4 protein-coding genes are annotated in these 5,492 nt (G+C 70.7%); 2 read left to right on the top strand and 2 right to left on the bottom strand.

Annotated features, from left to right (window positions below):
* Nucleotides 1-16 precede the first annotated feature (16 nt).
* Nucleotides 17-841 carry a phosphate/phosphite/phosphonate ABC transporter substrate-binding protein gene (locus G4D87_RS32965; protein ID WP_163786652.1) on the top strand — a complete coding sequence of 275 codons (825 nt, stop codon included), beginning with the start codon at nucleotides 17-19 and terminating at the stop codon, nucleotides 839-841.
* Between the two features lie 64 nt (nucleotides 842-905).
* Nucleotides 906-1,268 (top strand): GFA family protein, encoded by a 363-nt coding sequence (locus G4D87_RS32960; RefSeq protein ID WP_163786651.1) that lies wholly within the window; start codon nucleotides 906-908, stop codon nucleotides 1,266-1,268.
* A gap of 8 nt (nucleotides 1,269-1,276) precedes the next feature.
* On the opposite strand, the gene G4D87_RS32955 is transcribed toward G4D87_RS32960, so the two are convergent.
* The gene (locus G4D87_RS32955; RefSeq protein WP_275902320.1) at nucleotides 1,277-2,428 is read right to left on the bottom strand and encodes a serine/threonine protein kinase; all 1,152 of its coding nucleotides are present in this window, start codon (nucleotides 2,426-2,428) and stop codon (nucleotides 1,277-1,279) included.
* 65 nt (nucleotides 2,429-2,493) lie between these two features.
* A complete protein-coding gene (locus G4D87_RS32950; RefSeq protein WP_163786650.1) occupies nucleotides 2,494-5,490 on the bottom strand; it encodes a choice-of-anchor D domain-containing protein in 2,997 nt (998 codons plus the stop codon).
* Nucleotides 5,491-5,492 lie beyond the last annotated feature (2 nt).

The following is a 5,492-nucleotide window of genomic DNA, read 5'->3' as shown; positions in this document are numbered from 1 at the left end:
GTAGTTAGGGGTTCGTATGACCCTGCAAGCCCCCTCGACGCCCCGGCATTCCTTCCGGTTCGGGCTGCCCCCCTCCCTGGGCAGCGAGACGGCGCGAGAGCGCGCAGACCGCCTGGCCTCGTTCCTCCAGCGCGCCCTGGGCAAGCTGGTGGAGGTGAGCGTCGCGTCCAGCTACGAGACGCTCGCCAAGGATTTGCTCTCCGGCCGCGCGGACGCCGCCTGGGCCCCGCCCTTCGTCTGCGCGCGCATGGAGGCCATGGGCGTGCGCGTGGTGGTGCGCGGCGTGCGCCGGGGCATGTCGTCCTACCGGTCCGCCCTGGTGTGCCGGGCGGGCGCGGGGCTGACGGTGGAGCGGCTGAAGGGCACCACCGCCGCGTGGGTGGACCGGGATTCGGTGGCGGGCTACCTGCTGCCCACCGCCTACCTCAAGACGCAGGGCCTGGAGCCGACGCGGGCCTTCTTCGCGCAGCACTTCGCGGGCTCGTACCAGGGCGCGCTGGAGTCGGTGCTGGACGGCAAGGCGGACGTCACCAGCGTCTTCTGCCCGCCGGCGTCCACGGGGCTGACGTTCGCCACCGGCGTGGAGGACGTGCTGGGCGCGGGCGCCGGCCGGCGCTTCGAGCTGATTGCGTACACCGACGAGGCCCCCAACGACGGGGTCCCGGTGGCCATGGGGCTGCAGCCGCAGCTGGTGAGCTCGCTGGAGTCCACGCTGCTGAGCCTCCAGTCGTCGCCGGACGGGCAGGCGCTGCTGAAGGACATCTTCAACGCGGAGCGCTTCGAGGCCGCGCCGCGCATGGGCTACCGCGCGCTGTACCGCGTGGCGCTGGCCAGCCTGTAGCCGCGCCTGCCGGGCGTCATCGTTTCGTGCCGCTCCCTCGCGCGCGTTGGGGCAGGATGCGCGCATGTCCGAATCCAAGCGCTACGAGGGTGGTTGCCACTGTGGCCAGGTCCGTTACGACGTGAGCCTGGACCTGAGCCAGCCGCTGCTGTCCTGTAACTGCTCCATTTGCCTGAAGGCGGGCATGTTGCTGGCCTTCGCCCCCGCGGAGCAGTTCAACCTCCAGAAGGGGGCCGAGCACGTCACCGACTACCAGTTCGGCAAGAAGGCCATCCACCACCTGTTCTGTGGCACGTGTGGAATCCGCTCCTTCGGCAAGGGCACGATGCCGGATGGCAAGGAGATGCGCGCCATCAACGTCCGCTGCCTGGACGGCGTCGAGCTGGACGGCCTGCCGGTGATGAAGGTGGACGGGAAGAGCTTCTAGCCCGCGGGCTACTTGCCGCCGTCGCCCTGTCCGCCGGGGCCCTTCGGTGGAGGCCGCTTCGCCGGGGCGGGTTTCGCACCCGGCGCGGCGGCCGGCGGACGGGCCGGGGCGGCGGGCCGCGCCTGGGCCCGGGCCGCCTGACGCGGGTCGAAGTTGATGACGGTGGGCTCGGTGGCGAAGCGGTCCTCTTCCAGCTCCTCCGCGTACATGCCCCGCATGAAGGCCGCCAGGTGCGCCGTCGTCGCGTGCAGTTTCTCCGTGAGGAGGAACTCCTCCAACGCGAGCTGCAGCTCCCCCGCCGTGGAGAAGCGGTCGTCCCGCTTGCGCGCCAGCGCCTTGAAGACGATGGCGTCCAGCGCCTTGGGAATCTCCGGCACCACCTCCGACGGGGGGACAATCTTCGTGCCCACCACCGCCTTGAGCGTGGCCAGCTCCGTCTCGCGCTTGAAGAGGCGCTGCTGCGTCAGCAGCTCGTAGAACACCGTCCCCAGGCCGAACACGTCCGAGCGCGAGTCCAGCGGCTCACCCCGGGCCTGCTCCGGGGACATGTACGCGTGCTTGCCCTTGATGGTGCCGACAATCGTCTGGGACAGCTTCCCGGACGCCTTGGCCACGCCGAAGTCGATGAGCTTCACGCCGCCGTTGAAGCCCACCAGCACGTTCTGCGGGGACACGTCCCGGTGAATCAACGCCAGCTTCCGGCCCGAAGGGCTGCGCGCGTTGTGGGCCGCGTCCAGTCCGGCGGCGGCGTCCGCGATGATTCGGCACTTGAGCCCCAGGGGAATCGTGATGCCGTGCTGCTGGGCCCGAGCGCCCAGGGGGCCCACGGCCTCGCCATGCACGTACTCCATGGCGATGTAGTACTGCCCGTCCACGTCTCCCAAGTCGTAGATTTGCGCGATGTTGGGGTGGTTGAGGTGCGCGGCGATGCGCCCCTCGTCCAGGAACATGTCGATGAACTCGTCGTCCTCGGACAGGTGGGGCAGCAGCCGCTTCACCACCAGCAGCTTCTGGAACCCCACCGGCCCCTTCTGCCGGGCGAGGTAGACGGCGCCCATGCCGCCAATGGCGAGTTTCCGAAGCAGCTCGTAGCGGCCGAATATTTCCACGACGTCCGCCACGATAGCCGCGCCGGGTGGGGGCACGGAAGTCCACGGCACATCATTTCCTGTAACACCGGGACTTCCATGTTTTGTCCGGGGTGCCCCGGACCTCCCCGCCGGGCCTACGGGGCCGCGCAGACGCTGCGGTAGCGGACCTCCACCGACTGGCCGGCCAGGGGGATGGCCCCGGGCTGGAAGACGATGGCGTTCTGCTCCGCGTCGTAGAGCCACTGCGTCGCGGGCACCGGCTGGCCCTGGACGCGCACGCCCATCTCCCCCAGGCCCGTGGGCGCCGCGGTGAGCGGGAAGTCCGCCTGCGGCTCCCCTGCGCGCTGGATGACCTGCTCCAGCAGCCCGTCGTAGTTCTGGGCGCAGATGTTGGCCACCTGGCCACCGGTGCCGTTGGCCACGGCGGTGAAGCGGGCCGAGCCACTGCCCGCGGTGGCGCACCCGGAGTCGGTGGGCACCAGGCCGTAGAGCTGGCTGCGGTGGGACATGCCCGTGCCCTTCAGCGTCTGGAGGAACTGGATGTAGCTCTCCGGACCGAAGCCGGAGTTGTCGTCCTCGTCGGCCAGCACCACCACCGCCATGCGGGCCGCCGCGCGGACGAAGCCGGAGTTGCCGTCATTGGGCTGCGGGGTGCGCGTGTCGTCCATCTGCTCGGACAGGGGCGCGGAGAGCGCCTGGCGCATCGTCTCCAGGCCCTGCACCAGGTTGTGGCACATGCCCACGCCCAGGTTGGCCTGGATGTCCGCGACCGCGTTGGGGCTGGTGCTGGACACCACGCGGGGCCGGCTGCCGTCCACCGGGAAGAGGCGCCCGGCCTCGCCGCCGTTGGCGCCGCCGCCGCACTGGGGGCCCCGGGCCACCAGGCCCGTGCTGGTGACGCCCACGCGCACGTCCACGCCGTTCGTCTGGGCCGTCTGCAGCCACTGCGGAACCGCCGCCTTCAGCCGGTCCTGGTACTGCTGCATGGTGGTGGTGTTGGACACCACGAAGAGGACGTCCAGCTGGCTGTCGGTGCCCTGCGTGTAGCGGTCCACCTGGATGCCCTCGTGGTTCGTCTCCGCCAGCAGCGGCACGAGGAAGGGTGAGGGCTCGTTGGGCGTGCGCAGGTACAGCGGGCTGAAGTGCTGGCCGTGCACGTTGCGCGCGTAGCCGACCTCCAGCTCGAAGCCCTCGCCCGGCGCCAGGGTGACGGGCGCCGTCATGGGCGTCACCAGCGAGAACTGGTTGCTGGTGCCGTTGCCGATGTCCGCGCCCGTCACGGTGACGGGGCTGCTGCACCGGTTGGCCACGTAGGTCTTCCGGGGCGTCGCGGCGCAGTCGTAGCGGATGGGGCCGAAGTCCACGAAGGACGGCGTCGCCACCAGGCAGCTCTGCCGGGACACGCCCTTGAGGGGCAGCCGCACCGTGGGCGCGGCCGGGTTGCTCACCGTCAGCTGCAGCTCGCCGGTGAAGTCCCCCTCCGCCTGCGGCCGGAAGGCCACCATGGCGCCAAAGCCCGTGTCGTACTGCACCACGCCGCCGGTGAGCCGGCCGCCCGGCATGAAGAAGACGCCGCCGCCGTCGTTGCTGATGTGGATGTCCTTCACGGCGCACTCGGCGCTGCCGGGGTTGCGGAACTGGAAGCCCAGCACCGCGCCTCGGCCCGGCGTCACGTTGCCGAAGTCCATCACCGGCTGCGGCACCAGCTCGTACACACACGGCGCGGTGGCGCGCGAGCGGCCGGTGAGGATGATTTCGCGCTCCGGGTTGAACATGTCATCCGAGCGCACGCGCAGCGCGGCCGTCCACGTGCCCGCCGCGGTGGGCTCGAAGTAGACCTTCAGCTCCAGCGCGTCGGCGCCGGGGGCAATGGGCAGCCCGGGCGTCGTCTCCAGCACGGGCCAGACGCCGCCGCTCCACGGATAGGCCTCGGTGCCGCGCGTGGGCACATCCACGCTGAACTGCGGGCTGTCGCCGCCCGCCGCCACGCCGACGAACTGGAGGTTGCCGTTGGTGCCCGCGTTGGTGATGCGGATGACGCGCTCCACCTTGCCGCCCACCGGCACCTCGCCGAAGTCCAGCGACACCGGCGTCACCGCCAGCGTGGGCCGGCCGCCGCGCGCGTCCAGAATCACCTGCGACGCGCGCGCCTTGTCGGACGTGTAGTGCACCGTGAGGTCGCCCACGTTGGGACCGGAGAAGCGCGCCGCGAACTCCATCTGCATCTCGACGACTTCGCCCGGCCCGACGGAGGAGCCCTCGGGCCGGGAGATTGGCACGAAGGCATGGTCGCTGGTCACCAGCCGCTCGACGGTGACGGGGCGCCAGGTGATGTTGCGCGCCCGTGTGTACGACTGCGTGCGCTCATGCACCGGAATCAAATCGAAGGGGACGGGCGCCGGGTCGAACACGAAGGCGGAGGGCACCGAGTTGCCCTTCAGCTCCACGGTGGACGGCGTGCAGCCCTCGCAGGAGAGAATCTCCAGGCGCGCGCCCATGCTCCCCAGCGCGCGGGGCAGGTACCGGGTGCTCACCTTGCGCGACGACAGCGGGGGAATGGTGATGGTGTCCGCGGTGAAGGGGTCCGCGTGCGTGCCCGCCACCGACAGCGTCAGCGGCAGGTCCACGGGGTTCGTCACCGTGACGTCCAGCGTGCGCTCGCTGTCCACCTCGAGCGTCTCGTAGTCCAGCAAGGGCGGCTCCACGCCAATCTGGGTGGGCGTGCCCATGCCCATCACCTGCACCTGGGCTTCCGCGCCCTGGTTGGCGTCCGTCTTGACGTGCACCGTCTCCGTCGCCAGGCCTTCGGTGAGCGGGTGGAAGCGGACGTGCACCACGTGCGACTCGCCCGGCATCACCCGCTCGCCGCCTTCGCCCAGCTCCACTTCATAGGAGGGGTTGTTGGCCAGACCCAGCGCGTCCAGGGCGGAGAAGGGCACGTACCCGACGTTGCGGATGCGGACCTCCCGCTCCCGCCACTCGCCCACGGGCACGTCGCCAAAGTCGAGGAGGTTCGTGTCCACCACCGCGGTGGCCTGCACCGCGCGGGTCTCCGCCCCCTCGTGGCACGCCGTCCCGACGGTTACGAGCAACGCCAGTGTGAGTCCACGCCCTGTCAGCCCCATCCTCATCT

It is taken from the genome of Myxococcus vastator, assembly GCF_010894475.1.
Lineage (GTDB): Bacteria > Myxococcota > Myxococcia > Myxococcales > Myxococcaceae > Myxococcus > Myxococcus vastator.
This window is presented reverse-complemented; position numbering and strand designations above follow the sequence as displayed.